26 protein-coding genes, 2 tRNA genes and 1 rRNA gene are annotated in these 26,162 nt (G+C 42.9%); 2 read left to right on the top strand and 27 right to left on the bottom strand.

Going from position 1 to position 26,162, the window contains the following annotated elements; translation table 11 throughout:
- The 17 genes from NFS18_RS14705 to NFS18_RS14625 form a co-directional block, all read right to left on the bottom strand.
- Window positions 1-82 (bottom strand): 16S ribosomal RNA (locus NFS18_RS14705); the annotation flags it as partial.
- Between the two features lie 540 nt (window positions 83-622).
- Window positions 623-712 (bottom strand) — tRNA-Ser (locus NFS18_RS14700).
- Window positions 713-1,071: 359 nt separating this feature from the next.
- A tRNA-Ser gene (locus NFS18_RS14695) sits at window positions 1,072-1,157 on the bottom strand.
- A gap of 232 nt (window positions 1,158-1,389) precedes the next feature.
- Window positions 1,390-2,091: a 2-C-methyl-D-erythritol 4-phosphate cytidylyltransferase gene (gene ispD / locus NFS18_RS14690; RefSeq protein WP_251391553.1), complete on the bottom strand. Its 702-nt coding sequence runs from the start codon at window positions 2,089-2,091 to the stop codon at window positions 1,390-1,392.
- A 37-nt stretch (window positions 2,092-2,128) separates the two neighbouring features.
- A complete protein-coding gene (gene tsaD / locus NFS18_RS14685; RefSeq protein WP_251391551.1) occupies window positions 2,129-3,157 on the bottom strand; it encodes a tRNA (adenosine(37)-N6)-threonylcarbamoyltransferase complex transferase subunit TsaD in 1,029 nt (342 codons plus the stop codon).
- Window positions 3,158-3,215: 58 nt separating this feature from the next.
- Window positions 3,216-4,121 carry a ribonuclease Z gene (locus NFS18_RS14680; protein ID WP_251391548.1) on the bottom strand — a complete coding sequence of 302 codons (906 nt, stop codon included), beginning with the start codon at window positions 4,119-4,121 and terminating at the stop codon, window positions 3,216-3,218.
- Between the two features lies 1 nt (window position 4,122).
- Window positions 4,123-4,362 carry a hypothetical protein gene (locus tag NFS18_RS14675; RefSeq protein WP_251391547.1) on the bottom strand — a complete coding sequence of 80 codons (240 nt, stop codon included), beginning with the start codon at window positions 4,360-4,362 and terminating at the stop codon, window positions 4,123-4,125.
- 413 nt (window positions 4,363-4,775) lie between these two features.
- Window positions 4,776-5,975, bottom strand: coding sequence for a tRNA (adenosine(37)-N6)-threonylcarbamoyltransferase complex dimerization subunit type 1 TsaB (gene tsaB, locus NFS18_RS14670; protein WP_251391545.1), 1,200 nt, complete (start codon window positions 5,973-5,975; stop codon window positions 4,776-4,778).
- A 75-nt stretch (window positions 5,976-6,050) separates the two neighbouring features.
- Window positions 6,051-6,476 (bottom strand): tRNA (adenosine(37)-N6)-threonylcarbamoyltransferase complex ATPase subunit type 1 TsaE, encoded by a 426-nt coding sequence (gene tsaE, locus NFS18_RS14665; RefSeq protein ID WP_251391543.1) that lies wholly within the window; start codon window positions 6,474-6,476, stop codon window positions 6,051-6,053.
- A gap of 296 nt (window positions 6,477-6,772) precedes the next feature.
- Window positions 6,773-7,951 carry a phosphoribosylaminoimidazolecarboxamide formyltransferase gene (locus NFS18_RS14660; RefSeq protein ID WP_251391533.1) on the bottom strand — a complete coding sequence of 393 codons (1,179 nt, stop codon included), beginning with the start codon at window positions 7,949-7,951 and terminating at the stop codon, window positions 6,773-6,775.
- Window positions 7,952-7,966: 15 nt separating this feature from the next.
- A complete protein-coding gene (locus tag NFS18_RS14655) occupies window positions 7,967-8,680 on the bottom strand; it encodes an IMP cyclohydrolase (protein ID WP_251391531.1) in 714 nt (237 codons plus the stop codon).
- A gap of 166 nt (window positions 8,681-8,846) precedes the next feature.
- Complete coding sequence (locus tag NFS18_RS14650) at window positions 8,847-9,494, bottom strand: ABC-2 transporter permease (protein WP_251391529.1); 648 nt, start codon at window positions 9,492-9,494, stop codon at window positions 8,847-8,849.
- Entirely contained in the window at window positions 9,478-10,356 is an 879-nt protein-coding gene (locus tag NFS18_RS14645; protein WP_331477712.1) for an ABC transporter ATP-binding protein, read from the bottom strand. Before NFS18_RS14645 ends, NFS18_RS14650 begins: the two co-directional genes overlap by 17 nt.
- A gap of 5 nt (window positions 10,357-10,361) precedes the next feature.
- Complete coding sequence (locus NFS18_RS14640) at window positions 10,362-10,739, bottom strand: GntR family transcriptional regulator (protein ID WP_251391527.1); 378 nt, start codon at window positions 10,737-10,739, stop codon at window positions 10,362-10,364.
- A 395-nt stretch (window positions 10,740-11,134) separates the two neighbouring features.
- Entirely contained in the window at window positions 11,135-11,815 is a 681-nt protein-coding gene (locus NFS18_RS14635) for a YkgJ family cysteine cluster protein (protein WP_251391518.1), read from the bottom strand.
- A gap of 194 nt (window positions 11,816-12,009) precedes the next feature.
- Entirely contained in the window at window positions 12,010-12,228 is a 219-nt protein-coding gene (locus NFS18_RS14630) for an HNH endonuclease (RefSeq protein ID WP_251391516.1), read from the bottom strand.
- 5 nt (window positions 12,229-12,233) lie between these two features.
- Window positions 12,234-12,551, bottom strand: a complete 318-nt coding sequence (locus tag NFS18_RS14625) for a hypothetical protein (protein ID WP_251391514.1) — start codon at window positions 12,549-12,551, stop codon at window positions 12,234-12,236.
- Between the two features lie 405 nt (window positions 12,552-12,956).
- Here NFS18_RS14625 and NFS18_RS14620 point away from each other — a divergent pair, with 405 nt between their 5' ends.
- Window positions 12,957-13,412: a hypothetical protein gene (locus tag NFS18_RS14620; protein WP_251391512.1), complete on the top strand. Its 456-nt coding sequence runs from the start codon at window positions 12,957-12,959 to the stop codon at window positions 13,410-13,412.
- 103 nt (window positions 13,413-13,515) lie between these two features.
- On the opposite strand, the gene NFS18_RS14615 is transcribed toward NFS18_RS14620, so the two are convergent.
- The 4 genes from NFS18_RS14615 to rplM all read right to left on the bottom strand — a co-directional run bounded on the left by NFS18_RS14615 (window position 13,516) and on the right by rplM (window position 16,092).
- Window positions 13,516-13,803 carry a hypothetical protein gene (locus tag NFS18_RS14615; protein ID WP_251391510.1) on the bottom strand — a complete coding sequence of 96 codons (288 nt, stop codon included), beginning with the start codon at window positions 13,801-13,803 and terminating at the stop codon, window positions 13,516-13,518.
- A gap of 375 nt (window positions 13,804-14,178) precedes the next feature.
- A complete protein-coding gene (locus NFS18_RS14610; protein WP_251391508.1) occupies window positions 14,179-14,757 on the bottom strand; it encodes a type III toxin-antitoxin system ToxN/AbiQ family toxin in 579 nt (192 codons plus the stop codon).
- A gap of 487 nt (window positions 14,758-15,244) precedes the next feature.
- Window positions 15,245-15,637: a 30S ribosomal protein S9 gene (gene rpsI, locus NFS18_RS14605; RefSeq protein WP_251391506.1), complete on the bottom strand. Its 393-nt coding sequence runs from the start codon at window positions 15,635-15,637 to the stop codon at window positions 15,245-15,247.
- A 26-nt stretch (window positions 15,638-15,663) separates the two neighbouring features.
- Window positions 15,664-16,092, bottom strand: a complete 429-nt coding sequence (gene rplM / locus NFS18_RS14600) for a 50S ribosomal protein L13 (RefSeq protein ID WP_251391504.1) — start codon at window positions 16,090-16,092, stop codon at window positions 15,664-15,666.
- Window positions 16,093-16,227: 135 nt separating this feature from the next.
- Between rplM and NFS18_RS14595 the strand changes: the two genes are divergently transcribed.
- Entirely contained in the window at window positions 16,228-16,419 is a 192-nt protein-coding gene (locus tag NFS18_RS14595; RefSeq protein ID WP_251391502.1) for a hypothetical protein, read from the top strand.
- Between the two features lie 109 nt (window positions 16,420-16,528).
- Here NFS18_RS14595 and NFS18_RS14590 read toward each other — a convergent pair whose 3' ends face one another.
- The 6 genes from NFS18_RS14590 to NFS18_RS14565 form a co-directional block, all read right to left on the bottom strand.
- The gene (locus tag NFS18_RS14590) at window positions 16,529-17,302 is read right to left on the bottom strand and encodes an SDR family oxidoreductase (protein ID WP_251391500.1); all 774 of its coding nucleotides are present in this window, start codon (window positions 17,300-17,302) and stop codon (window positions 16,529-16,531) included.
- Window positions 17,303-17,431: 129 nt separating this feature from the next.
- On the bottom strand, window positions 17,432-18,916 hold the full coding sequence (locus NFS18_RS14585) for an SLC13 family permease (protein ID WP_251391498.1): 1,485 nt from the start codon (window positions 18,914-18,916) through the stop codon (window positions 17,432-17,434).
- A gap of 20 nt (window positions 18,917-18,936) precedes the next feature.
- Complete coding sequence (locus tag NFS18_RS14580) at window positions 18,937-21,855, bottom strand: molybdopterin-dependent oxidoreductase (RefSeq protein ID WP_251391496.1); 2,919 nt, start codon at window positions 21,853-21,855, stop codon at window positions 18,937-18,939.
- Window positions 21,856-21,913: 58 nt separating this feature from the next.
- Window positions 21,914-22,795, bottom strand: coding sequence for an FAD binding domain-containing protein (locus NFS18_RS14575; protein ID WP_251391494.1), 882 nt, complete (start codon window positions 22,793-22,795; stop codon window positions 21,914-21,916).
- Window positions 22,796-22,840: 45 nt separating this feature from the next.
- Window positions 22,841-23,944 (bottom strand): zinc-dependent alcohol dehydrogenase, encoded by a 1,104-nt coding sequence (locus NFS18_RS14570; protein ID WP_251391492.1) that lies wholly within the window; start codon window positions 23,942-23,944, stop codon window positions 22,841-22,843.
- Window positions 23,945-24,047: 103 nt separating this feature from the next.
- Complete coding sequence (locus NFS18_RS14565) at window positions 24,048-25,919, bottom strand: thiamine pyrophosphate-dependent enzyme (protein ID WP_251391491.1); 1,872 nt, start codon at window positions 25,917-25,919, stop codon at window positions 24,048-24,050.
- Window positions 25,920-26,162 lie beyond the last annotated feature (243 nt).

The raw sequence follows: 26,162 nt of genomic DNA, 5'->3' as shown, positions 1-26,162 counted from the left end.
CAAGTAAAGTGCTTCGCTCGACTTGCATGTGTTAGGCACGCCGCCAGCGTTCATCCTGAGCCAGGATCAAACTCTCGTATAAAAAGGTTTGACTTGGTACTTTCAAGTCTTACCGTTTATACGCTCCGCATGTTCTTAACGAGGTTTCCCACGAGTTTAGAACTGTCGGAGCTTCTTTGTTTGTCTAGTCAAGAATCACTGCTAGCAATTCTTTTCCTCTTTACTGTTTTGGTTTGTTATCAAACCGTTCTTAAAAATTTTCTCATAAGAAATTTTCAAGGGTTGTTGTCTATTGTTTAGTTATCAAGGTTCTTGTTGTTCTTATCAACAACAGCTTTTGTATTCTATCACAAGTCTTTTTTGTTGTCAAGAACTTTTTTTATTTTGTTCTGCCTCAAGAAACAGCTTTGATATTCTATCACACTTTGCTGTCTCTGTCAAGAACTTTTTTATTTTCTGGTTTGCTTTCTCGCATGAGATAGCTTATCCATACTACCATTTCCACAAGTGCTTGTCAAGACATTTTTTGAAGTTTTTTTACATCTTTTTCATTCTGTCTTCATCTGCATTTGTTCTTGCTTTATCTGTTCAACACTCTCTGTCTCATAACTGATAAAGCAAACGGAGAAGGAGGGATTTGAACCCTCGCGCCGCTACTAACGACCTACTCCCTTTCCAGGGGAGCCCCTTCGGCCAGCTTGGGTACTTCTCCAAAAGGTTCGCTATTTAATATACATGATTCTCGCCTAGTTGTCTAGTACTTTTTTTTATTTTCTTATTTTTGTAATTTTTTACATTTTTCGCTGTTTTTTCTGACATTTTATCTCTTCTCAATACATAGTGGTTTCATTTGAAATTGCACGAAATGCATTTTTGTATAACTGAACTCTGATGAAATTTCTTATACAGAACAAAGAATGTATGAAGCACATTCTTGCGCCTGCGGCGGTCACATACAACAGCTTCATTGTATGCCGCAGCGCACATCCCGCAGAGCGTTTTATGATATTAGGAAAGTGAGAACTTTTCTATATCATAAAAAACAGCCCTTCTTCTGAAGAACTGTTCCAACGGAGAGGGTGGGATTCGAACCCACGCGCCCTTGCGGACAAACGGTTTTCAAGACCGCCTCGTTATGACCACTTCGATACCTCTCCACATATTCTGTTTGCGCTTCTCATTTGCACAAGTGGTATTCTAACATAGATTGTTTTAAGCGTCAACAGAAATTTCATAATTCCCTCAAATTTCTATTTCTCGTTATTTGTACGTCATACCTAGCCTTTCCACTCTATTGATTTCTATACATTGATTTTATCCATTCGCTTTCAAAACAAATTCTATATTCGGTACTCTGATTGAACGTCATCTGCCGCCATCAACTATAAGTTACATTTGTCTTTGCACAAACAGCTCCCCGATTTGCAAGTCCTCCGGTGTAGTTATCTTAATATTTTCATAAGAACCTTCCACCAGCTTTATTTGATGTCCGCACACTTGTTCCACAACCATCGCGTCGTCAGTCACATTACTCATACCTGCTTTTATCATCTCGGCATACGCATTTTTCACAAGTGCCACATCAAACACCTGTGGAGTCTGTACCAGCCAGACCTTACTGCGTTCCGGTGTATCTGTCACATTCTGATCTGCATCTACGATTTTAATAGTATCTTTTACCGGCACACCAACTACACATGCTCCATATTTTTCTACAGTCTCGTATGCACGTTCAATCATAACTTCATTCACAAAAGGACGTGCCCCATCGTGAATGAACACATACCCTTCCTCCGTCATTTCCTTCAGGGCATTCCAGACAGAATGATAGCGTTCTTCCCCGCCGCATAAAATATGTCTTACTTTTTGAATCCCATATTTTTCCACTATCTGCCTGCGGCAATATTCTTCATCACCGCTTCCGGTTACAAGGTAAATATCGTCAATAATCGCCGAATCCTGAAATGTTTTTAAAGAATAATACAGCACTGGCTTATCTGCCATGAGCAGATACTGCTTTTGTGTTTTTGTTCCCATACGTTTTCCCTGCCCTGCAGCCAGAACAATTGCTGTACATTTCTTCTTTTCCATTACATTCCACCTCTCTCGTGATCCCTTCGTATCACATTTAACGCTCGCCAAGTTTCAGGTTTGGCACTGCATTCAAGTCCCATCCATGTCTCGTGCCTGCAAGATACTCATAGTATGCCGCTGCTCCGATCATCGCTGCATTATCTGTACAGTAAATCGGCGATGGATAATAAAACGGGATATTTCTTTCATCGCATGCACGTTTCATCCCATCCCGAAGTGCACTATTAGAAGCTACCCCTCCTGCAATCGCAAATTTATAGGCGCCAAATTCTTCACAGGCGCGCATCGCATTTTCCACGAGCACGTCTACCACCGCCTTCTGAAAAGACGCCGCAATATCTGCCGGATTGTAGGTTTCACCCTTCATCTGACAGCCGTTGATATAGTTCAATACGGAAGATTTCACCCCACTGAAGCTAAAATCATACGGTGAATCTCCGATATGTGCCTTTGGAAATGCGATGGCGTCAGGATCACCCTCTTTGGCAAGCCGGTCAATCTTCGGTCCGCCCGGATAGCCCAGACCGATGGCGCGTGCCACTTTGTCATAAGCCTCGCCCGCAGCATCGTCCCGCGTACGTCCGAGGATTTCATATTTGCCGTATTCCGCCACATGCACCAGATGGGTATGCCCGCCGGAAACGACCAGACAGAGAAATGGCGGCTCCAACTCTGGATGCTCGATATAATTAGCTGAAATGTGTCCCTCGATATGATGAACCCCGATCAGCGGAAGTTTTCTTGCATACGCAATCGCCTTTGCTTCTGCCACACCTACCAACAGCGCGCCTACCAGTCCCGGACCGTAGGTCACCCCTATAGCGTCTATATCATCCAATGTCACCTCCGCCTCTTTTAAAGCCTCTTCAATGACCTGATTGATTTTCTCGATATGCTTACGGGACGCGATCTCCGGCACTACGCCGCCATACAGTTTATGCAGATCTATCTGGGAGGAAATCACATTTGACAGAACTCCCCTCCCGTTATGCACAACTGCCGCTGCTGTCTCATCACAGGAGCTTTCGATCGCAAGTATATTGATATCTTGTATTTCTCTCATAAACTTCTCCGTTCCGCCGCAAGCCGCAGCACAAATAGTATTATTTCCGCTCAAACTGTTATTCAAATTTCAGCTCCACAGACATTTTATCCTTTCCCGCCTTTGCTGCCGGAAATATTTTACGGACATCATCCATATATTCTTCTGCGTACGTCAATGACGGACTATAATGTGTCAGCCACATTTCCTGAACCCTTGCCTCCTTGGCAAGCTGCGCCGCCTCATAAAATGTCATGTGCTTATATTCTACAGCTTTTGCCGCTTTCTCTTTCTCGCCATACATTCCCTCGCAGATAAATAAGTCAGAACCTTTTGCATTCTCCCGAATGGAATTGGTCGGACGGGTATCTGTCGTATAAGTCAGCTTAATGCCCTTCCGCGGCGGTCCCAGCACCATGTCCGGCGTCAGGACTCGTCCCTCATATTCCACCGTTTCTCCTTTTTGCAGATGTTTCCAGTACATCTGTGGAATTTCTTCTGCCCTTGCGCGATCTGGGTCAAATTTACCCGCCCGGTCAATTTCTACTGTATATCCATAACAAAGCACATTGTGATTCACTCGAAACGCTTTGAGATGGTAACCATTCATTTCAAAAACCTGCTCCGGACCTTCGATTTCTTTAAACACTATTGGGAATGGCAGCTCCGGTGCAATTACACGCAAAGCATTTACCACTCTTTCCAGACCTTTGGGTCCGATCAAAGTCAGCGGCTCCCTGCGGTCTGCATTTCCCATTGTAAGCAGCAGCCCCGGCAGACCACTAATATGATCGCCATGATAATGGGTAAAGCAAATGACATCAATAGGCTTGAAGCTCCACCCTTTTTCTTTAATCGCAATCTGCGTTCCCTCACCGCAGTCAATAAGCAGACTGCTGCCGTTAAATCTGGTCAACAGTGACGTCAGCCACCGGTACGGCAGCGGCATCATCCCGCCGCAGCCAAGCAAACATACATCTAACATATTATCCCTCTATTTCTGCCGGTATCCGAAATCCCTTAAGCAATGTATCATAACATGCTTCGCACAAGTCAAAACTATGCCGCTCTCCATCTTTTTCAGAAAAATACCCCCATGTATAATTCACATGAAAAACACCTTCTGTCTCTCGGCCATTCGATACCGGAATTTCCTTTCCACATTTATTGCAGATAATCTTCTGCACACTTTTAACTTCTTTCGTCTCTTTCTGATACTGACGCATCCCTCTTCCCTCCTGTAGAATTTTCTAAGTTCTGACAACCTCTCTGTCTTCTGCCGCGCAGCCTTAATTCTAACTCATAGCGCCGGCAGCCTCCGTGCTACCGCTCACTCTGTTCGCAGTAACACCTCCGTCACTATTATATCAGCCAAATACCGCTGCTCCCACCGGGAAATCCTGCCATTGCCGCTTACTCCCCGGCATTGTTACTTTTCACACCTACGGTGCTCAAAGCAACGAATCCGGTCTATTTAAAGTTGCCTTACGGCAAGAGACCGGATTCCAGCCCCAATACTGTACTGGTCCCAGACCGTGCAGCGTAGTGCACGGCCCGGATGTGAAAAATAACCCAGCATTTACAATTCTACACAAGTTCGCTTTTTTTGCCGCATTTATCTATTTTTCTTTTACAGAAATCACTCCGTTTTTACTTCTGTGTCAATTTCACAACTCATTAGTATCGCATCTTCTTCCGGATTCTCATAAAATCCTGGACGCACTCCGTCTTCTGCAAATCCTTGTTTCACATAAAATGTCCGCGCCGTATTGTTGCTGCGGCGCACGTCAAGAAGCACCCGGCGAATTCCGCGCGCTTTCCCGATCTGTTTAAATGCCTTCATCAGTTCGCTTCCGACTTTCTGTTTTCTGGACTCCTTCACAACTGCGATACGGGCAATATCCGCCTCATCTGCCGCAGTATATGCAAACATGTAACCAAGAAGTCTCCCTGCCTTTTCCGCGGTCAGACAAATCGTCTGCTCATTTTTCAACGTATCGAGAATCCCGCGTTCACTCCACGCATCCGGAAATATCTGATGTTCCATTTCTGCCACTGCTGCAGCTTCTTCATACTTCATCTCCCGTACGCAGACTTTTGAATTCTTCTCTCGCTCGGCACGCTCACGCTCCGCCTGTGATACACGCAGATAATCCGGCTGATGTTCCATAGCCGTTTCGATCTTACCTGCCTTGTAATACAGAATTCCAAGTGTTCCTACGACTGCTGCCCTCTGACGGTTCATATATGCAGGCGCAAAAGAATAAGGCACTTTCAGTCCCTCAGCCAACGCATTTTCATAGACTGGCACGCCGTCCCCCAAGAACACAACCGGACGTCCATAATTATTCAGCCGCCGGATCAGCTCATCCACAGATATCGCCATCTGCATCTTCATCACCTGAAAGACCGGCTCTGTCAGACAAGATCCTTCTTTTTGTCCCGCCTTTCTGGAAAATGTATACATTCCGGTGTAAACCTGATTCCTTCTCGCATCCATGATCGGACAGATAATATCCTCACAGCCGTACACATTATATGCAAGTCCGTCCACCGTCGGAATATGAATCAATGGTTTATTCAAAGCAAGTCCCAGTCCCTTTGCCGTTGCAGAACCGATCCTCAGTCCGGTAAATGATCCCGGACCTCCCGCCACTGCGATCGCGTCGATGGAATCCAAATCCGTCTCTGTCATTTTCAAGATCTTGTCAATCATCGGCAGCAAGGTCTGCGAATGTGTTTTTTTATAATTGACCGTATATTCTGCAATTGTCAAATCATCTTCCACAATTGCTATCGCAGCTGTCATTCCTGAGCTGTCAATTGCCAGTACTCTCATACGAAGCCTCCCCATATCTTTTTAGACAGACACTTTCTCTCGTGTCTGCTTATCCTTTTTTCTTAACACTCTTTTTTAATACTCTTCTATCGTAATCTTCCGGTAGTCAAATCCCTGCTGCAAATCCTTTTCGATCATTACCACTGTCCGGCGCTCCGGCAAAATCTCTTTGATCAGATCCGCCCACTCGATCAGAGACACTCCGTCCCCCATCACATAATCATCAAATCCGATTTCGTCCATCTCTTCCACATCACCGATCCGGTACACATCAAAATGGTAAAACGGAAGACGTCCGCTTTCATATACTTGTACAATGGTAAATGTAGGACTGCTGACCGGTTCATCTATCCCAAGTCCCTTTGCAAACCCCTGTGTAAATACCGTTTTTCCGACTCCCAAGTCCCCGGTCAGGGTAAACACCTGTCCCGCCGCCGCGTTTTCCGCAAGCTCCTGTCCAAGCCGGAATGTTTCTTCTGGATTTCTGGTCTCTATAATCATAAAAATATAACCTCACTTCCAAAATCAACGCATGACTGTGCTGATTCCGCTAATCATACCACTTCATTTGTTATGTTACCCTATTCTCTCACAACACGATATACTTTGCAAATCTTTTCTTCACTCTGTTACAGAATCCGTCCTATGCCAAGTCCACTTACGGTGATTTACTGAACAACAAACAAAAGAACTGCAAAACAGATATACACTGACAATCGCAAACCAGATAGGATACACAGTTTGTCATGTACGCTGTTTTACAGTTCTTGTTTTATTTTTCTTTTATAAATGTAATTCTAGTGATGGAACAGACGAATTCCGGTAAATGCCATCGCCATATCATATTTATTACAAGCAGCGATTACATTATCATCTCTCACAGAACCGCCCGGCTGTGCAACATATTTCACGCCGCTCTTATGAGCGCGCTCAATGTTGTCTCCAAATGGGAAGAAGGCATCTGAACCGAGAGCTACATCTGTCATCTGATCCAGCCATGCACGCTTTTCCTCTCTTGTAAATACTTCCGGTTTTACTGCAAACGTGTTCTCCCATATGCCGTCCGCTAACACATCCATATATTCCTCACCAATATACAGGTCAATTGCATTATCTCTGTCTGCACGTCCGATTCCCTCTTTGAACTGAAGCCCTAACACCTGCGGAGCCTGACGCAGCCACCAGTTGTCTGCCTTCTGTCCCGCAAGACGAGTACAATGGATACGGGACTGCTGTCCCGCGCCGATTCCTATTGCCTGTCCGCCCTTGACATAGCATACAGAGTTGGACTGTGTGTACTTCAATGTGATCATAGAGATTGCGAGGTCTATCTTGGCTTCCTCTGGGATTTCTTTGTTCTCTGTCACTACATTCGAGAAGAACGCATCATCGATTTTCAGTTCATTTCTTCCCTGTTCAAATGTAATACCGAATACTTCTTTATGCTCCAGCGGCGCCGGTACATACTCCGGATCAATCTGGATCACATTGTAGTTTCCTTTTTTCTTCTGTTTCAAAAGTTCTAATGCCTCCGGCTCAAATCCCGGTGCAATAACACCGTCGGATACTTCCCGTTTGATCAATCTTGCCGTATCCACATCGCAAACGTCGGACAGTGCGATAAAATCTCCAAAAGAAGACATTCTGTCGGCTCCTCTCGCCCTCGCATAAGCACATGCAAGAGGTGACAATTCTCCCAGATCATCTACCCAGTATATCTTTGCCAGTATATCTGTCAGCGGAAGTCCCACAGCCGCTCCCGCAGGGGATACATGCTTAAAAGAAGCCGCAGCCGGAAGTCCGGTCGCTTTCTTCAATTCAGAAACAAGCAGCCAGCCATTAAAAGCATCAAGAAAATTGATATATCCCGGACGTCCGCACAATACCTCAATAGGAAGGTCGCTTCCGTCCTGCATATAGATGCTGGATGGTTTCTGATTCGGGTTACAGCCATATTTTAATTCTAATTCTTTCACGTTTTACCTCCTCCTTCACTTGTTTTTATTTACGATCTTTGTCTCATATGCACCAGTTTCAATATCGATGTAACGCACAAACAAAGATACTTTATTCTCCTCATTCAGGCTGTTCCACAGAAGGTCGGTAAAGCTTTCAATATCATCAGGTATAGAAACCAACTTCGGTTCTCCTTCAAAGCTTGGCAGTGGATTGCCGTCGTGCATGTATGTATGTATGAAGTGACCTTCGCCTGCTGCCGGATTCTTATAGGAAAATGTATAGCGGCGGCAGCTGTCCGGATTGCCGTTATTGCTCTTCAAAATGGACATGGCATAGTTGTACACGCCCTTCTCCACATGCATAACGCCGGAAATACGAGGTGTGTAGTTCGGTGCGTCCGGCTCAAATTCTCTGGAACGCAAGGACTGTTCAAATGTAAGCTGATTGTCCATTCCTTCATAAATCGTATCGGTCTGGTCACCGTTAGTTACAATCGTTTTATTGCCAAGCACGCGTATCGGAGCATAGATGATCAGACTTGGATCTGTCAGTTTAGACGGATCAAACGCCTGTGTGCGGATGCCTTCGCCTTCTTCCACAAAAACACGGTTGCGGCTGTTCTCGCTGCGTCCCATAATAAAATATGCCGCGACTGCCTTGGTCCCGTCCGCACTCTTACCGAGGACGATCCCTCTTCCCGGATATGCGTTGTTCTTCAATTCTTGTTCAATGGATAACATATTCATAGATAGCTCTCCTTTTATGTTGAAACTTTTCTTTGGTTTTCATAAAACCATCGTAAACTCCACCTCTGGTTTTACGTTTTTATTATAACTTCCGTTTTTTATAAGTTCAACTAAAAAGAGAGCTTCCATTCTGTAGATTTTCTAATATAATTTAATCAGTTTCGGATCATGAATGCCGTCTTGTATATAATTTCAGACATGCCCAGTAGCTTACAAATAATACAATTACGCTGTTTACAAACCCAATCCCGATGAGTGTCCATTGATCCATGTCCAAGATTTTCTCAATTGGTAAAAACCGTGCCATTCCATATAATCCTGCCCCTACCCCTACAAGAACAAAATACAAGATCGTACCTTTTTTATTCCCCAACAGATAGAATCCAACACTAAATATAGCTGTCATAAACAGAGACACAACAAGACCCACAGTCCAATACAACACCCCTGTCTGAAATCCCACCGTCCTGTAACCATATACATACCCCAGCATTAAAATCAATGAAATAAATGCGTTTATCGCAATAAACAACAAATTATCAATAAATCTTGCCAGTACGATTTTTCTCTTTGAAAGCGGATATGTCAGCATAATATCATCGAACCTTACCTTTTCATCCTGCGCCATAGCCGCCTGCAAAACCGCAATTGACGAAGCCGGAATACAGACGATGAGAAAAAGCATCATTGCCCATTCATTTGAACCCAAAACCAGCATAGACACAGGCAACAATGCATACCCGCATATGTTGCTTAACAGATTCTTTGGTATACAAAACGTATCGTAAAAATCTTTCTTAATGATCCCCAGCATATTCCATCTCTCCCTTCACATAAAACAACATAATATCCTCCACGGACGCCTTCTCTATCTCCAGTTTCGGAAAGACATTCAAAATTTCCATTTTATTCTTTACCAGCACCTTGTATTCATAAGGTTCTTTTTTGAAAGAAACAATATCCTCTTCCCTCAGCGTTTCAAAAAATTCTTCTCCACAGTGAATAATTCCATAATTGTCGCGTATCTCATCGTAGGTCTTAATAAACTGCAGCTCCCCGGCATGAATAAATGCGACATAGTCCGCTACTTTATCCAGATCGCTCGTAATGTGTGAGGACATCAGCACGGTATGGCTCTCATCTTCCGTAAATTCCCGAACCAGATCCAGTACCTCATCTCTGAAAATCGGATCCAGTCCGCTGGTCGCCTCGTCCAGAACCAGCAGCTTCGGCGCGTGACTGAACGCAATGGCAAACTCCAGTTTCATCTTCATTCCTTTGGAAAACTTTTTCAGTTTCTTCTTTGCCGGAAGACCGAATCTGGTCAGATACGCATTGTATTTCTCCATATCCCAGTTACGGTAAACCTTCTCTAATATTTTCCCGATGAATTTCGGCGTATATTCCAGACTATAATGGCTGACGTCAAAAATCACCGCAATATCTTCTTTAATCTCCTTCTCCTCAGTCCGCAGATCCTTCCCCAGAATCCTGATCTCATCATAATCTGCCTTGATCAGTCCAAGAAGCGACTGAATCATCGTGGACTTGCCCGCACCGTTGGCACCGACCAATCCCAGAATCGTCCCGCCTGGAACGTTCAATGTACAGTTCTTCAACGAAAAATCTTTGTATTCTTTTGTTAAATTCTTGATTTGAATTGCATCTTCCATCATGATACTTACTCCTGTTCACTATAAAGCACTTCCAATATTTCTTTCAGTGACTCCAGCGGCACTCCGTTTTGTTTCGCCAGTTCACTCACCTCGGATAAATGTTCTTCAATCTTCCGCAGATTCTCTTCCCGGATAAAATCCTGATTCTGTGCGGATACAAACGTCCCCTTTGCCGGAACGGTCACGATAAATCCGTCTCTTACCAAATCATCATATGCACGTTGGGTCGTGATCACACTGACATGAAGCTCCTTTGCCAGCTTTCTCATAGACGGCATCGGGTCTCCCGGCTGAAGTTTGCCGCTCATGATCATTCCTTTGATCTGGGATGTAATCTGTTCGTAAATCGGTTTTGAACTTGCATTGCTTAAAATAATTTCCATAATCCTGTTTTCCTGTTTTCATATTCCAGAGAAAGCAACTTCCTTACACTGCCGATTACAGGAAACCAACCGGCGGCAAAACGGAGAGCCTGTCTTGCTCTGATAAGTCCGGAACCTGTGCACAGGTTCCTTTTCTGTACTTAAGATACAAGTACAGTATATACTAAAATATCTATACTGTCAATACTGAATATATACAGTTTTAGATTTTTATATACAGCCTGTGGATACAGAGACTTTTTAAATGCGTCTCTATATACAAACAGGACATTTCCAAGCAAATTTATCACTTGAAAATGTCCTGTTATTTGATCACCTCTTCTATCTACTTTATCTATAAGGTTTTCATATCCGCGAAATGAATCTGCCTTTTTCCTTTCATGATTCCCCGGCTCCTATATCAACTCCTCCAGCTTCTCATAGAATTGTTCATAAAAATCCCTCTGAAAATCATAAGGCTTACGATAGAACACATAAAGCAGACTTAATCCAGTCTGTTTCACGGCATTTTCATCACTGCTTCCCCGCACTTCCGCTCCGGCTGTTTCCAGAAAATCATGCCAGTCCAGAACAAACTGCTCATACTTTTTCAGATTCGGAATCCCCAGCCATTTATTTACTTTTACTTTGGTGCGATGTGATTTTTTACACTCATACACCTGATGAAAATAATGGAATGTCCCATTTTCATAAATGCGTCCGAGTGGAAACAGTCTGCAAAATCCCGGACGGAAACCATGAATACTACAGCGTCCCTCCTCATTTAGAAAAGTGCAGCGCTCCCGTACTCCAGCCATGTTCAAGTGAGGCAGGATCAGACCATCTACAATATCCAGTCCAATTACTCTCAATGTACCTTCTTCACCAACCAGATTACAACTCATAAGTTGGTCAAAACTTCGATTAAGATTTTTCGTCATCTGGTAAATGTCGTATGGATCCAGCAGGATCGAACTGCCCATACCGGTGCAGCAATCAGAACAACCACTACAATCATTACATCCCATCTTCACCATGTCGTTTGCGGTATATAATTTACCGTCAGATACCTCGTTCATGTCAATATTACGTTTCATAAATGCTCCTTCTTTCGCAACAGTGCAGCTCTCAAGCTTCTGATATATCGTTGTGCTTCCGGATTCCTGTATTACGCTTCTCGAAACAATCCTGTATAAGCTTTGCAGTCATAACAGCACATTCCTCATCAACGATATTATGTATATTTACATGTCCATTTTCATAACTTTGTTCCAACTTTTCTTCTGGATCTTCAACACAGTAATCTATCCATTATTTTTCTGCTATGATGCGGTCTCAAATGTTCTACCTCTGGATCTGATAAACCTCCTAACTCGCAGATATAACATTTATCATGTGCATCTTCTTTTAATTGTTTTATCACATCCGGTTTATTATAGCTGCCATGGCCTTTTTGTTTTTCAATATCCAATGATGGAGGTGGAATCGGATTTCTATCTATTTTCACCATATTCCTTACCCCTTGTTTGAAAACTCTAATTTCAGCCTATTATACTCTGCCGTCAGTTCTTGTGCAAGATAATCCGGTATTTCATCTAAATAATATTCTAATTGATCTATTTCTTCATACTCTTCATCTGATAATTCACCTTTAGAAACTAACTCCTTATATCTTTCAAATTTCTTTCTCAATTCTTCTGACAATATATCTGCTTCAAAATAGCCTTTCACAATACCTTCCATGTCAAACTCCGTCCGCAATCCTGACCGGGCTTCCATCCGTATAATCAAATCATTAATAATATCAAATATTGCCGCATACCCACTAGACATCGTATTGAAATCAAAAGGTTCTCTTCCCGATTCACAAATAGAAAACTGAAATGTTTCATCATTAAATTTTAATTCAAGATCCTCATCCTCAAAAATAGTCTTTAAAATATTTTCAAATGTTATAAACCATTTATCTATTTTTTCTATCTTTGTATCATCTTTCGTAAATGCCTGTGTAGCTTTTAAATCAACAAGATATTTTGTAAGTTTTGCATCTGGATTTTCAGCAACACTGTATTTTTCTTGAAATTGTATTTTTCAATATTTTTGTATTCTTCTACCTGAAATTCTCTTTTTTAGGATGGTGAAATTTTATGAAATTACCGAACGGTTTCGGGTCTGTCTATAAACTGTCGGGAAACCGTCACAATCCTTACGTTGCAAGGATATAAAGCAGCTTGGGCATTGTGTGACAAAATTGCTCGGATGCGTTTTGTTGATGTAAAACTCGACCATCTGCAAATGGTCGTTGATGAATCCGGCAAAAATTATCCTACACTCCGGAAATTGAAAGTCCCCCTCGGTCTCATGTACAAATACGCTATCATTCATGAGATTATCCCAAAAGAGAGGAACTTGGTTGAATATCTGAACATTAAAAATGCGGGAAATCCCAACACATACAACCGAAAACCTTTCAGCAAAGCAGAGGTCAAAAGGGTGTGGGATGTCAAGGATTCAAATATATATTACACGGTCATCCTCATGTTAATATATTCCAGATACCGTATCGGTGAATTATTAGATTTGAAAACCATGTTGACCATCGCAGGTGTCAATGATAAGGCCATCAAAAAGCTTCACACTATCCCACAAATGATTTTACCCTTGAACTCTCTGCCCTCTTATGGTATATTATAAATACAAAAAGACAACCGCCCACAAGGTGGGTTGACCAAATTGAGAAGTAGAAAAATCCACCCCGCACTCGGTCAAAGTTTTGGGGTGGTTTTTCTATGTAGACTTACTTACAAAACGTAAAAACGAATGTAAGTAATGCCAAAAGGAACAGACCAAAGGTCATAATGTCCTTAAAATCAAAATGATTTTTCATAGGCATCACCCCCATTCCATAAAAATGAGAGGTCAGCCCACCCTGCAACACGGTTGATTCCCCGGCGAACCTCGGAGGTCTTTTCACAATGGATGCTCCTGCTGCCCGTATTCTTGCTTTTTCTCCTATTGGTATTTTGAAATTTATCCGGTCGTAATGCTCTTTTGCATGTTGGTTCTTATACTCCGTCCGGTTCACTGATACCACCTCTTTTCCTGTTTTTTGCATTATAACATTGTCGTGCGCACGACACAAGGAAAAGGTTTTTTCATTTGTCAGTTACGTGTCAGTTACGTGTCAGTTACGTGTTAGTTACCGTGAAAATTTTGTATGATTTTGTACCGTCTCATAAGAATTTCAGAGTATAAGAAAACCCCGGAAATACGCTGTTTCCGGGGAATTTCTCTCTTTTGCAATATTCGATTGAATTATCTCTTGCATAGTTCCTAACCCTTATTATCCGGCATTTTTAAGGAATTTGTCAGTTACCTGTTAGTTATCCGTATTATTTTGTAAGGTCTCAAAGTATTACGTCATGTAAACAGACCTTTTTACTGCATCTTAATACGCATATTAAATCACATATGTATCGCAAGCCCGCTCTAACAATTTAAAATCACAACAAAATTTTTTAACTTTTCCCGTCGTCATCTGACTATCATACAATTTATTAGCTTTCTTTATTAAATCTTCCACAATCTTTAAGCAAAAAGAATACTCTTTATTTATCAACTCCTTATACTTTGCTACTTCTGGCGTATCTGAATTATCTTTATTCATATTTACTTCTCTATATACCCCTGACTTAATCGGAATCATCTTTTTAATGTCAATAACCGACATAATATGCTTAACAGTACTTTCCTCAGCACTTTGCACCCAAATATCCGCATCCCCCATTTTCGACTTTAAAGCATATTCATACACCAAATAACATTCCTGGTTAACATTCTTCCAGCTTTTATGCTTTTCTTTTGCAGAAGACAGCGGAATTACATATGACCGATTTACTTCATTTATCAATATCCCTATATATGGTTTGTTATCATAACCTGTCGATTTATAATACACTTCCGGACATGCCAAATTTAACTTTTTGATATAATCAGAATCTATATTAATAAACTTTATATTTCCGTCAAGTTTAAACACTCTACTACCTCTTTCTCAAAAAATGTGGGAAGTTATACCAACTTCCCACTCGTTAATGTTCATCTCTTTACGGATTGATTACCGAAGGTTAATGGAGACCTTCTTTAATGTTCATCTCTTTATGGATTGACTACCAAAGGTTAATGGAGACCTTCTTTAATGTTCATCTCTTTATGGATTGGCTACCAAAGGTTAATGGAGACCTTCTTTAATGTTCATCTCTTTATGGATTGGCTACCAAAGGTTAATGGAGACCTTCACTTTATTCATACTACCTAAATTAATTACAAAAAAATCTGCATTCGCATCTTTTCTATAAATGCCAATATGCAGTTTTGGTAAAATATAGGAACTTCTTCCGAACTTCTTACTTTTATTATACTCATTTTCTGATAAATATCTACTGGCATTTTATACAAAAAGCAGGAAAAATCCCCAAAACATATGTGTTCTGGGGATTGAAATCTGTATCTGATATTTCGTCTGCCTATCTTTTACTGAACTGTGGTGCTCTACGTGCGCCTTTGAGACCGTACTTCTTACGCTCTTTCATACGTGGGTCACGTGTCAGGAATCCGGCTTTTTTAAGAACCGGTCTGTACTCTGCATCTGCCTGCAGAAGTGCTCTTGCGATTCCGTGACGGATTGCTCCTGCCTGTCCTGTATATCCGCCTCCATGAACGTTAACCATTACATCAAATTTGTCAACTGTCTCTGTTGCAACGAGCGGCTGGCGAACTACTACTTTCAATGTCTCCAGTCCAAGATACTCATTGATATCTCTTTTATTGATTGTAATCTTACCTGTTCCAGGTACAAGATATACTCTTGCTACAGATTTTTTTCTTCTTCCTGTTCCATAATACTTTGCGTTAGCCATCGTAATGTCCTCCTTTCAACCTTTCCTTAAAATGTCAATACTTCTGGTTTCTGAGCCTGCTGTGCATGCTCAGGTCCTGCATATACGTGCAATTTCTGAAGCATCTGTCTTCCCAGCGGTCCCTTCGGAAGCATTCCCTTGACTGCAAGTTCTACGACCTTCTCCGGCTTCTTAGCAAGCAGATCTGCCAGAGTTGTTTCTCTCATTCCTCCAACGTAATCAGAGTGATTGTAGTAAATCTTCTGCTGTAACTTCTTACCTGTTACTTTTACCTTATCTGCATTAACAACTACTACATAGTCTCCTGTATCTACGTGCGGTGTGAATTCCGGTTTGTTCTTGCCTCTTAATACTTTGGCAATCTCGGAAGCCATACGTCCTAATGTCTGACCTTCAGCGTCAACCACATACCATTTTCTTTCAATCTTGTCTGGGTTAGCCATATAAGTTTTCATGGATGTTCCTCCTGTAAATTTCTTTGTCATTCTCTTCGTTAATTCATTGCTTTTATATGAAACCAGCATACTCCGGGGCTTTGGCGTATACTGTTTCTCCTTTTGTCATGCCTAAATAGTATAGTACAGCGTACCATGAATGTCAACAATTTTTTCAAAAACTTAAGCTTTGTAAACGATGTAAACGATATAATAGCTCTTGAGATGATTCTGATTACAGAAGTCTATATTTATGCAGACAAAGATGGACGTATCCTTATTCCATTGGAATATCGGAGCAATGTGATTTATGGGGAGGATGTAACGACACTGGCAGTTTCCCTGTGAACTAAGGGGCAATGTCAAACGATTGGATTGCGGCATTTCTGAATGATGCCAGCGGAGAGCCGGACTTTGCTGTAAATGCAAAGCCCTATGCTGAAATGTTCGATTTCTCCTATTTTCCTAAGAATCCACCGTCCACTGGAATCACTGCTCCGGAAATATATGCCGATGCATCTGATGCCAAAAAAACTGCCAATCCCTGCAGATCCTCCATATTTCCCCAGCGTCCCGCCGGAATTCGGCTGGTAATTTCTTCATACTGCTTCGGATTCACCGCTTTCATATTCGCTGTCAATTCCGTTGCCATATAGCCCGGTGCGATCGCATTTACGTTGACACCTTGACCTGCCCATTCATTAGACAGTGCTTTTGTAATCTGTGCTACTCCAGCCTTGCTCGCACTGTATGCCGGAACCATCACGCTGCCGAAAAATGAGGTCATGGACGCAATGTTAATGATCTTGCCGTATTTCTGTTCAAGCATAGTCCTTCCAGCCAACTGTGACATATAAAATACCGCACTCATATTGATGGAAATGATCTTTTCCCAACGATCACGTGGAAATTCGGCTGCCGGAGCCCGGAACTGGATTCCTGCGCCGTTCAGGAGAATATCCAATCTGCCGCCCAGCTTTTCGAGACATTCCTGATATACACCGTCTAGCTCATCTGCCTTAGACAGATCCCCCTTTACCGCATGTACCATAGGACCTTCTTTTGCCATCTCTTTAGCAGATTCTTCCACAATATCCAGAATATCCAAAAGCAGCACTTCTGCTCCCGCATCATGAAGCGCCTGAGCTATGCCGTTGCACAATCCTTTTGCACCGCCGGTGACGATTGCTTTCTTTCCCTCCAGACTAAATTTATTGATAAAACTATTCATTTAAATTCTCCTCTCCATACAGCCAGATCCGGCTAAATTTATTCCCGCGGGCAACGAGCCAAACGGCTGCTTGCAGCGGGATCTTTGACTTCACGCGCGCTTTTATAAAGCACGCGTGAAAACTTCTTCTTAATACAAGCCTGTCAGCAGACCAACACCATACATAATACCTGCTACAACCACACAGGAAACAACCGTCATCGGAACGCCAGCTTTTGCGAAGTCCTTGATGGAGAAATATCCTGCCGAATATGCAATAACATTTGTCGGTGTGGATGTGATCAAAATAAATGCCAGCGAGGATGCCAATGCTGCCGGGAATGCAATACCAAGTGCAGGGATTCCAAGACTTGCGGCAAGTTCTATGATAATCGGAATTACGATACTTGCAGATACTGTAGCGCTGGAAAGGGTAATATTCATCAAAGAAATACTCAATACTACTATAAATACCATCAGAACCGGACTCATTCCGCCTATATTTCCCAATAACCCAAGTGCAATCCAGTTTGCAACACCTGTCTGATAAAGTACTGTTCCGATAGACACGCCGGAAAGTACAAGAATGATACTGCTCCAGGACATTTCTTTCTCAATTGCTTTATATTTTGTTTCACTGATCCCCGGAAAGAAGAAAAACATTGTTGTCAGGACAACCGGCAGTGAGATCGGAATATCTATGCCTAACAAATCTGATAGCTGTGATGAGAATACCCATATTACAACTGTCAGGACGAAAATAACCAGAGTTACTTTCTCATCGCGAGAAAGCTTCGGCTGATTTTTGAATTCTTCTTTGATTTCTTCATTTGATTTTTTGAGGTATTTCATCTCCGGTTTAAACATCAGCAGAAGAAGTCCCCATGCGATCGGAATCAGAACGATTGAAACCGGGATTCCATATTTCATCCAGTCTAAGAAGGAAACATCGACACCTGCCAAATCCTTCATGAAACCGATTGCAAGTGGGTTTGGTCCATTTCCTGCTGGTGTTCCGAATCCACCGATCAAGCTGCCCCATGCAACAGACATAAGAAGTGCTTTTCCGAAATTGCTTTCCAGCGGTTTTACCCCCTCCTCATCAAGAAGAGCTTTCGCCAGCGGCATAAGCATAGCTGCAACCGCCATGTTAGAAATCCACATGGATAACAGCACTCCTACGACAAGAAATCCCAGTAATACATATTTCGTACTATTTCCGGTAACAGAAAGACACATATTAACAAGTCGTTTCCCGAGCCCTGATTTATTAATAAACGCACTTAAAATAAATACGCCGATAAAAAAGATTACATTCACATTTCCAAAACCCGTCTTTACGATACTTCCAAAAGAATCTACGCCGAACAATGCCATTAATGCCATTGCCAGCAGTCCCGTAAAATGGAACGGAATAGCTTCCGTAATCCACAGAAGGAGAGCGAAAACCAAAACAGCCAGCGCTTCCTGTCCTGCTGCTGTCAGCTCCGCACCATTGATTGTCGTAAATGATGCCGGAAAACTGACATTTTTAATGAGTATCATAGTTACAAGACTAATCCCTATATAAATCCATCTTTTTGCATCCAGTGATAAACCGCTTGATTTACCTGATACATTATTTGCGTTACTCATAAGCAAATTCTCCCTTTAGACTATTCTACACCCACTGGGTATACTATTTGGTTCAATATCTTTTCCGGTGTGGCCGGAAGTTCCGTAATACGTACTCCGACCGCATCATAAATTGCATTAATAATTGCCGGTGTTGTCGGCAGCGGCGCAGGTTCGCCGACTCCTTTTGCTCCGAGAGGGCTGAACGGATCCCGATCCTCAACGAGAACAGAATGCACCGCCGGTATATCCACGCTTGTTGGCAGGATATATTTTGCAAAATTGCGATTTACCGGAATGCCCTCTTTAAGCGTGTAATTTTCCATGATCGCTTGTCCCATACTTTGAATGGCGCCGCCCTCAATCTGTCCTTCCACGCCTTGCGGATTGATGACTCTTCCCACATCATGAGCTGCCCAGAGACCAAGAACATGTACTTCTCCTGTATATGTATCCACAGCAACCTCAGCGATCTGGCTTCCAAATACATATGCCTGCCACGGATTTCCTTTTCCGGTAACCGGATCCAGACCTTCGTGATGAGCCGTATAAGTTCCCGATCCCAACGGAACATAACCCCTCACTTTCTTGCATATATCCACAGCCTCTTTGAGTGAAAGGTCATAATGCGCGTGCCCCTCCACTAAAAAACGTCCACTGGACGTTTTTGTCGTATGCTTGGCAACAAAAATTCGTCTGTTTTTCATGCGGATCGAGGAAGAATCCACGTTCCAATATGCTGCGATCTCTCGAATAAATTTTTCTTTTACGTCCCGGCAGGCATTACACACTGCATTACCAATCATATAAGACTGTCTGCTCGCACCTGCGTGAGCCGCTTCCGGTGCTCTTGCCGTATCATTGTCTCCAATGGTGATATCCTCCGGATACATGCCGAGTTCATCTGCTGCAATCTGTGTCAGAACCGTCAAAATTCCTTCCCCAATCTCTGTCACTCCGGTAAGTACCATGGCTGTACCGCCATCGTCAATCTCCACAAACGCGCCTGCTTTATCAACTGTTGCACAGCGCCCGATGCCGTACCATGAAGTTCCGACACCACGTCCGTATTTAAATCTTGATCTGCAAAGATCCAGAGCCGCCGGCGCTTTAAACTCACAGCCTGGGATATAAGGCTGTACGATCTGATCGCCCTTTACATCCTTTCTCACGGATCCCCTCACATTGGACGGACCGGGCTCCCATGAAGCAAGCTCTGCACACTGCTTCACCGTTTCACAGTAGCTTACGCTTCCCAGCACCTGCTGAGTATGTGTAACTGCCCCATCCTTCAATCCATTGATCAGACGCAGCTGGACCGGATCAATACCCAGACGCTCCGAACAGATATCCATGGTAGATTCAATAGCAAATGTCGGCTGCAGGATACCGAAGGTACGCATTGCCCCCGATGGTGTATTATTGGTGTAATATCCTTTGGATGTCACCTTCACATTCTCAACCTGATAAGGTCCTGCTCCCAATATTGCTGCCTTAGCTACCGTTCCCTTTGTAGAGAAACAATATGCTCCTCCATCTGATTTTATATCAACTTCAATTGCCTGTATTTTTCCATCCTTTGTCAGCCCAATCTTATGGTGAATGAAAACAGGATGACGTTTACAGCTTCCAATCATCGAATCATTTCTGGAAAATACCAGTTTAACAGGACGTTTTGTTTTCAGCGCGGCAATTGCTAAAACGCCCTGATAGATCATATCCTCCTTGCCGCCAAATCCACCTCCTACAGGCGTCATAATAACTCTTATTTTGTTGATAGGCATACCAAGTATTTTCGATAAAACCATACGATGCTGCGTGATATCCTGATCGCATGATTTTACCACTAGTACTCCGTCCGGATCACAGTACGCAATACCGGCTTCCGGCTCCAGATAGGCATGTTCAACCGCCTGTGTGGAATAGTCCTGCTCAATGATCACGTCGCTGCTTTCAAAGCCACTCTCCACATCACCCTTTGCGACTACTGTGGAGGAAACCACATTTTCCGGATAATCGTCGTGTAAGACTGCTTTCCCGTCCATTGCCTCCTCGATCGTAGAAACAATCGGAATTTTTCTATATGAAATTTCAACGAATTTCTCTGCTTCCTGTGCCTCCTCAAGAGTTTCAGCTACAATCGCCGCAACCGGTTCTCCATAAAAACGCACCTTATCCTTTGCCAGAACCGGCTGGTCATAATAATACACACCAAACCCATCCTCACCGGGTACGTCTTCGCTGGTGATTACGGTTTCCACACCAGGCTGCTCCAATACCTTTTCATAATCAATCTTCAAAATCTTTGCATGGACTTCCTTACTTCTGACAAGATGGACATGAAGCATCCTTGGCATCTCCATATCAGCCGCATATTCCAATGCACCTGTCAGCTTTCCTTTGGCATCTACCCTTTTCACACAGGATCCGACAATTTTACTCGTATCCTGCGGTACGATGTCTTCTAGGCAATCAGCGCTTTTCTCATGATTTAAAATGTCTCTGGCAAGCTCTATCGCTTCAATAATCTTCGCATAGCCTGTGCACCGGCAGATATTTCCGCCAAGACGTCTTCTGATCTCCACCTTATCCGGATGCCTGTTTTCTTTTAAAATCGTAGTTGCTGCCATGATCATACCAGGAGTACAATAACCACACTGTACCGCTCCAACCTTCATAAAGCATTTTTGAATGATACTCAAACCGTCAGTTCCGATTCCCTCTATGGTCACGATTTCACAATGATTGGCTTTTATGATCGGTATCATGCAGCTCTTTTTCAGCACGCCGTCGATCAAGACAGAGCACGTTCCGCACTCTCCCGCATTACAACCTTTTTTCGTTCCTATTAAATGCAGCTCTTCTCTCAGAAAATCTGCAAGCCTCATTGCCGGAGCCACATATTTACTAACTTTTTTTCCATTTACGATCAATTCAATCTTTACCAGTTCTGAATTCATAACCCTCACTCTTTTAACCTTGATTTTCTGTTGCCTTACCTGATAGCCAGAACATTCACTACTCTGGCATAATACCGATTTCTGCAAGTGATTCATAAATTCCTGCCAGCAAAAAGTTCTTGACAACGGTCTTTCTGTACTCTTTTCTGCTTCTGGACTCCACGATGTCCGCCGGAATATAATTCACCATTTCCTGAATAATATCTTTGGAAACAACACTTCTTTTCAGCCGCTCCTCTATTTCTCTCACTCTTACAGGTCTCGGACCGATTCCTCCAAAGGCAATCCTAACGTCTTTAAAATACCGGTTTGTTTCATCCAGCTTCACTAAAAAAGCAGAATTCACCACAGAAATACATAGAGACCGCCGAAGTCCTACCTTCTTAAATGCACATCCATATCCATCTAATACCGGACATGTAATCGAGTGAATGATTTCCCCTTTAACCAGCACATTTTTCCCAACTCCCTGAATGAAATCAGATATTGCAATATCTCTCGTGCAGATTTTATTTTCATTTTTTCGTATTGTATGAATTACCGCATCCATTGCCAGCAGTGGCGGAATCATATCACCTGTAGGTGAAGAATTTGCCAGATTACCCCCGACTGTCGCAATTTCCCGTATCTGCTGATCTGCGAAATAGCTGGCAGCATGCCTCATAAGAGGCACACCGTCTATCAACTCCTGTTTTTCTAAAAACTGCTGAATCCTGGTATTGGCTCCTATGACAATAGAACCATCTTTCAGCTCAATGTCAGAAAGCTCTGCGATTTTACTGATATCAATAACGGTCTCTATGCCATAAAAAGCGTCTCTTTCTTTTGCATAAAGATCTGTTCCTCCTGAAATGATATCAAACTCTGTTTCCATGCTTTCCATGACACGAAAAAAATCTTCTTTTGATTCAGGCATATAATATTTTTTATATTGAAGCATATGATCACTCTCTTATCCTGGAATCCCTCTTAACAGTTTCGATTCCTAATTCATCTTCACAACCACCTTGATTGCGTCATCGATTCTTTCTCTTGAATATTTCAAAGCCGTAAGCAGATCCTCAAATGCAAATGTATGCGTATGGATCAATGATGCGTCGAAACGCTTCTCGCTGATCAGGGAAGCTGCTCTGTGAACAGCGCTTCTGCCTTCTCCGCGAATACCGAAAAGAGAAATATTATTACGTACCAGCGCTGCAACATCTACCTCAACCGGTTTGGACGGAAATGCTGCAAGACAGATTTTTCCGCCTCTCTTAACCATACTTGATGCTTCATTCACTGCGTTCGGCGCACCTGAGCACTCCATTACATAATGAACGCCCTCGCCGTTTGTAATTTCTTTTACAGCCTCAACTGCATTTTGATTTCTTACATTTACTACATAATCTGCACCAAGTTTTTTTCCAAGCTCAAGCCGGTTGTCTCTCGTACCTGTCAAAATAACAGGATTTGCACCGATAGACTTTGCAACTGCAACTGCCATCAGACCGATCGGTCCCGGACCGGATACAACAACAGACTGTCCCGCCAGCAGACCGCCGATCGTGTCCAGACCATACATTGCTGTTCCTGCTGTTACGATCAAAGTTGCTTCTTCATCTGTTACATTGTCGCCTACATGACAAAGTGTGTTAACATTGTTGATCGCATATTCTGCAAATCCGCCGTCTGTTGTAAATCCATTTGCTCTGTGTCCCTTATCGTTGCCTTCGTAATTTTTTCCATAGTTCAGACAAGACGTATACATTCCCTCACGGCAACGCTCGCACTGTCCGCATCCTGCATGAATTTCTACCGCAACTCTGTCGCCAATCTTATACTCATCCACGCCAGATCCAAGCTTTACAATTGTTCCCATATACTCATGACCCGGTGTAAAGTTCTTATTAAAAGGCAATCCTCCCTGAATCAGCGCCGGAGGTCCATTCTGGATGATCTCCAAGTCTGTTGCACAAATTGCTACCGCGTCAATTTTAACAAGCACCTCTGCTTTTCCCGGCTGTGGAACCGGTTTTTCTGTAAGTGTCAGTTCTCCTGGATCTCCCAGAACCCATGCTTTCATTGTTTCAGGAATCTGATATTCCATAATCGTATTTCCTCCATTTTGTTTTTTTATTATATTTAATTAGCGCTAATTTAAATCAAAATATATTTATCAAAAATTTCTTAAAGTTACATACTATACAATTCTAGAAACCAATTTCATGTTTCAGCTTCTGTACTCTTTCACACCAGTTACCTACATTCCAATCTCCAAAGGAACCAAGACTGCCTAAGTCTTCTCTTCCGAAATATACCGGTACATGTACCAGCGACAGCCCCTCATGCGCATATGCCTGCTCTAATGCTTTTTCCAGCTCTTCCATTGACTCACCGCCATAGAATCCCTTCACTCCTTTGACTGATTCTGCCATCTGTACATAATCTACTTCAACCATATCATCAGTGCTGAAGCCCACGTCATACTGAGCATGCTGGAGACTTGTAATCGCTCCCATACGCCGGTTATCAAAGAGAACGATCATTCCCTTCAGTCCATATTGAACCGCATCGATTAAGATCTGTGGATTCATCATAAAGCTGCCGTCTCCGGTATATGCTACCGGATAATCTTTTCCCCCCTGCAGTGCAAAGGCGAGCATGGATGACACCGCAAAGCCCATATAGGATGATCCTGTATCTGTAATGGTCTGACCCGGTTTTTCATCAGTCACGATCTGGAAACCATTTGCCTGCACATCTCCTGCGTCGAATATTTTTACGCAGCCATGAGCATCTGCAAAATCTACTGCTTTCTTAATTGCAGCCGGCTCTGTGAGAATAGATTTGCCCCACTTCTCATCCGTCAGAACAGGATGATCATATCTTAACTGTTTGTAAGCTTCCCACTCGGCACGTTTCTCTTTACATTCTTTCAGCCATTCCGGATCTGTTGCTTCGTTCTCCGCATTTTTCAGCAGCTCAATTAATTTTAAGAGCACTTCCTCCGCATCTCCCTGGATACGCACGGAATTGTTATACTGTCCAAGATCGTTATAGTCGCAGTTGATATTGATGATCTTCTTTGCCTTTTTAAATGCTGTTCCTGAGCTGTCCCACTGGCAGACGCCTCTTGTTCCGACAGTAATGACCAGATCACACTCGTCCATTGCATAGTTTCCGCAGATAGAACCTTTGGATCCTCCCACTCCCATATTCCTTTCTTTTGAATATGGATACAATCCCGGAACCTGAGGACCATGTACATATACTGCATCTGCAAGCTCTAAAAATGTCTCCCACACGCCCGCAGAAACCTTTGCAGCACCACCGCCTGCCTTCACTGTAATCCTGGAAGAACTGCAGATTGTTTCTACTGCTGCGCGATACAGATCAGGGTCAACACTGACTACCCTGGACTCTGCAGATTTTTCGGGAAATTCCAGCAAATTGCAGTGCTCCATGATCTTTGGCTGGATGTTCATTGGAAGCAGCATATAAAAGGGAGAATGCTTCTCTCCTCCATTGACCGCCGTATCGCCTCTCTTCAGCGCTGTAAACACTGCTTCCGGAGTATGCAGGGAATAAGCCGGTCCGAAAGTTGACAAAAGCTTTAAAAACAGCTCCTGCTCTCTTTTCGGGATCTGCTGCATATTCGGTCCCTCACTATGGCTGGTCTCATCTCCCATCAAATAATACACACCCAATCCATTAGACTGTGCCACCAGTGATCCGGCTACAGCTTGCAGAGCCCCCGGACCAATTGAGGTAAACACGGCCGGAGCTTCTCCGTATTTCCAACGAAGCATGGACGCCACATGAGAAGCCTCCACTTCATTCCGGACATTCACCGTCTTTACCGCCTCTTCTTCTTCGTAGATACGCAGTACTTCTCCGACATCTGTCATCCCATGCCCAAAGATACCAACAAAGGTTTTTACACCTTGATTTATCAGACCTAAGACAACCGCCTCACTGAGGCTGATATCCTGAAATTGATCTAAGCTTTCTGCTTCTACTGCTTTCCGAATTGTGCCGTAGGCTTTAATTGCCTTTGCACGTTTTCTTCTCTGTTCTATCATTTTATTCATAACTCCTTTTTTATTGTGTTTGGCCAATACAATCTATCTCTTTCTTGATTGTATTATATCATAGGGAAAATCCGACGCAAAATACATTCAATAGCCGTGTTGCGGAGTGTGCAACACAATCGCTTTTTTTATATTACCGATATACAGTTATCAAAACAGCATTTCTCTGCACATCGTACATTTTCTTTAAATAAAAAAACTGCCCTGAATAATGTTTTCAGGACAGCATCACTT

This window comes from Mediterraneibacter agrestimuris (genome assembly GCF_943193195.1).
In the GTDB taxonomy this organism is placed as follows: Bacteria; Bacillota; Clostridia; order Lachnospirales; family Lachnospiraceae; genus Schaedlerella; species Schaedlerella agrestimuris.
The sequence above is the reverse complement of the archived record's forward strand: the minus strand, read 5'-3'. Positions and strand labels throughout refer to the sequence as shown.

Coding starts and splice junctions, on each gene's coding strand:
- NFS18_RS14570 (WP_251391492.1), bottom strand. CDS start 23,944: ATGGAATATCAGATTCCTGAAACAATGAAAGCATGGGTTCTGGGAGAT.
- tsaD (WP_251391551.1), bottom strand. CDS start 3,157: ATGAGAGAAATACAAGATATCAATATACTTGCGATCGAAAGCTCCTGT.
- NFS18_RS14565 (WP_251391491.1), bottom strand. CDS start 25,919: ATGATAGAACAGAGAAGAAAACGTGCAAAGGCAATTAAAGCCTACGGC.
- NFS18_RS14655 (WP_251391531.1), bottom strand. CDS start 8,680: ATGAATATGTTATCCATTGAACAAGAATTGAAGAACAACGCATATCCG.
- NFS18_RS14680 (WP_251391548.1), bottom strand. CDS start 4,121: ATGTTAGATGTATGTTTGCTTGGCTGCGGCGGGATGATGCCGCTGCCG.
- NFS18_RS14640 (WP_251391527.1), bottom strand. CDS start 10,739: ATGGAAATTATTTTAAGCAATGCAAGTTCAAAACCGATTTACGAACAG.
- NFS18_RS14625 (WP_251391514.1), bottom strand. CDS start 12,551: ATGTCTAGTGGGTATGCGGCAATATTTGATATTATTAATGATTTGATT.
- NFS18_RS14645 (WP_331477712.1), bottom strand. CDS start 10,356: ATGATGGAAGATGCAATTCAAATCAAGAATTTAACAAAAGAATACAAA.
- rpsI (WP_251391506.1), bottom strand. CDS start 15,637: ATGGCTAACGCAAAGTATTATGGAACAGGAAGAAGAAAAAAATCTGTA.
- NFS18_RS14580 (WP_251391496.1), bottom strand. CDS start 21,855: ATGAATTCAGAACTGGTAAAGATTGAATTGATCGTAAATGGAAAAAAA.
- tsaE (WP_251391543.1), bottom strand. CDS start 6,476: ATGATTATAGAGACCAGAAATCCAGAAGAAACATTCCGGCTTGGACAG.
- NFS18_RS14590 (WP_251391500.1), bottom strand. CDS start 17,302: ATGAATAGTTTTATCAATAAATTTAGTCTGGAGGGAAAGAAAGCAATC.
- NFS18_RS14675 (WP_251391547.1), bottom strand. CDS start 4,362: ATGCGTCAGTATCAGAAAGAGACGAAAGAAGTTAAAAGTGTGCAGAAG.
- ispD (WP_251391553.1), bottom strand. CDS start 2,091: ATGGAAAAGAAGAAATGTACAGCAATTGTTCTGGCTGCAGGGCAGGGA.
- NFS18_RS14595 (WP_251391502.1), top strand. CDS start 16,228: ATGAATGTCAACAATTTTTTCAAAAACTTAAGCTTTGTAAACGATGTA.
- NFS18_RS14585 (WP_251391498.1), bottom strand. CDS start 18,916: ATGAGTAACGCAAATAATGTATCAGGTAAATCAAGCGGTTTATCACTG.
- NFS18_RS14575 (WP_251391494.1), bottom strand. CDS start 22,795: ATGCTTCAATATAAAAAATATTATATGCCTGAATCAAAAGAAGATTTT.
- NFS18_RS14630 (WP_251391516.1), bottom strand. CDS start 12,228: ATGGTGAAAATAGATAGAAATCCGATTCCACCTCCATCATTGGATATT.
- NFS18_RS14635 (WP_251391518.1), bottom strand. CDS start 11,815: ATGAAACGTAATATTGACATGAACGAGGTATCTGACGGTAAATTATAT.
- rplM (WP_251391504.1), bottom strand. CDS start 16,092: ATGAAAACTTATATGGCTAACCCAGACAAGATTGAAAGAAAATGGTAT.
- tsaB (WP_251391545.1), bottom strand. CDS start 5,975: ATGAGAGTACTGGCAATTGACAGCTCAGGAATGACAGCTGCGATAGCA.
- NFS18_RS14650 (WP_251391529.1), bottom strand. CDS start 9,494: ATGCTGGGGATCATTAAGAAAGATTTTTACGATACGTTTTGTATACCA.